This is a genomic window from Pseudomonas sp. FSL R10-0056 (assembly GCF_009600105.1).
Taxonomy (GTDB): domain Bacteria; phylum Pseudomonadota; class Gammaproteobacteria; order Pseudomonadales; family Pseudomonadaceae; genus Aquipseudomonas; species Aquipseudomonas bubulae.
Genome location: NZ_WIWL01000041.1, coordinates 1 through 1,792 on the forward strand (window position 1 = coordinate 1; position 1,792 = coordinate 1,792).

The following is a 1,792-nucleotide window of genomic DNA, read 5'->3' on the forward strand; positions in this document are numbered from 1 at the left end:
GCGCGAGCCTGGCCAACGACCCGCAAGCCACCCGCCAGGCCCTGGATGCCTGGGCGCGGCAACAGCCGGAAACCCTGGCCGACATGGCCGCTCGTTTTGTATTACTGTCCGATGCCCTCGACGGCCTCAATGGGGCGCTCTACAGCGAAACCGGCCAGCACTGGCAAGGCGAAGAACTGTGGAAGGCCATCCGCAGCATTCCTGCCGCCGAGCGCGAGCAGCAAGACAACGCCGAGCCGAGCAGCCTGCCGCCGCTTTACCCCAAATAAATTCAAGGCAGCCCCTGAACCGCCTGTGCGAACGGGCTGCCTGCACCTTTGAAAACGGATTCTGTCATGCGCCTGTTTCACACTTCCGACTGGCACCTGGGGCAAAACCTCCACGGCCAGGACCGCGACTTCGAACACGCCTGTTTTCTCACCTGGCTACTGGCCCGGCTGGCAGAACACAAGCCCGATGTGTTGCTGATCGCCGGTGATATCTTCGACACCGTCAACCCGCCGGTCAAAGCCCAGGAGCGGCTCTACGACTTTATCGTCAGCGCCCATGAGCAACAGCCCAAACTGACCATCGTGATGATTGCCGGCAACCACGACTCCGGCTCGCGGATCGAACTGCCCGCTCCCTTGATGCGTCGTCTGCGCACCCATGCCCTGGGCCGGGTGCTGTGGCTCGACGACGGCCAGCTCGATGCCGAACGCCTGCTGATCCCCTTGCCCGATGCCAAGGGCAAAATTGCCGCCTGGTGCCTGGCCCTGCCGTTTTTGCGCCCCGCCGAAGTCACCGGCGCCCACCTGGGCGATGACTACCTGCGCGGCATCGGCCAGGTGCATGAATGGCTGATCGCAGCCGCCAACGCCAAACGCAAGCCGGGCCAGGCCCTGATCGCCATCAGCCATGCCCATATGGCGGGCGGCTCGGTCAGCGAAGACTCCGAGCGCAGCCTGATCATCGGCAATGCCGAAGCCCTGCCCGCCAGCCTCTTCGGCCCCGATATCAGCTATGTGGCCTTGGGCCATTTACACAAGCCGCAGCGGGTCAACAGCGAAGAACGCATCCGCTATTGCGGCTCGCCGATCCCGTTGTCCTTCTCGGAAATTGGCTACCAGCACCAGATCCTCGATGTCACCCTCAAAGGCGAAACCCTGGTCAGCGTTGAGCCGCTGTTGATTCCCCGCGCCGTCAACCTGCAACGCATTGGCCCGCTGCCACTGGCTGAAATCCTCACCCACCTGGCCGCACTGCCAGATATTGACCTGCTCGCCGATACCCAGCGCCAGCCCTGGCTGGAAGTACGGGTCACCCTTGACGAACCGCAGCCCGATTTGCGCCAGCAGATCGAAACGGCATTGCAGGGCAAGTCCGTACGCCTGGTGCGCATCGCCGCCGACTATGCCGGCAGCGGCAGCCGCCACGGCGATGACGACGCCACACGCCTGATCGAACTCGACCAGCTCACCCCCCAGGAACTGTTTAGCCGTGCCTGGCAGGAAAGCTACGGCAGCGAAGCCGACGAACAGACCCTCAAGGACTTTGCCGTATTGCTGCAGGAAGTTCAGCTGGAAGGTGAACAACCATGAAAATCCTCGCCATTCGCCTGAAAAACCTCGCCTCCCTGGCCGGCCCCTTTGAGCTGGACTTTACCGCCGAGCCTTTGGCCAGCGCCGGCCTGTTCGCCATCACCGGGCCCACCGGCGCCGGCAAAAGCACCCTGCTCGATGCCCTGTGCCTGGCCCTGTTTGGCGCCGTGCCACGGTTGAACAACACCGGCCGCGATGCCAAGGTGCCGGAT

General features: G+C 63.6%; 2 protein-coding genes and 1 pseudogene. All 3 read left to right on the forward strand.

Annotated features, from left to right (window positions below):
- Window positions 1-269 (forward strand): annotated as a pseudogene (locus GHO42_RS02440) (protein BatD); the annotation flags it as partial.
- Between the two features lie 66 nt (window positions 270-335).
- A complete protein-coding gene (locus GHO42_RS02445) occupies window positions 336-1,580 on the forward strand; it encodes an exonuclease SbcCD subunit D C-terminal domain-containing protein (protein WP_153328983.1) in 1,245 nt (414 codons plus the stop codon).
- The coding region (locus tag GHO42_RS02450) for an AAA family ATPase (protein ID WP_153384098.1) at window positions 1,577-1,792 on the forward strand (216 nt) is incomplete at its 3' end. The genes GHO42_RS02445 and GHO42_RS02450, both read left to right, overlap by 4 nt.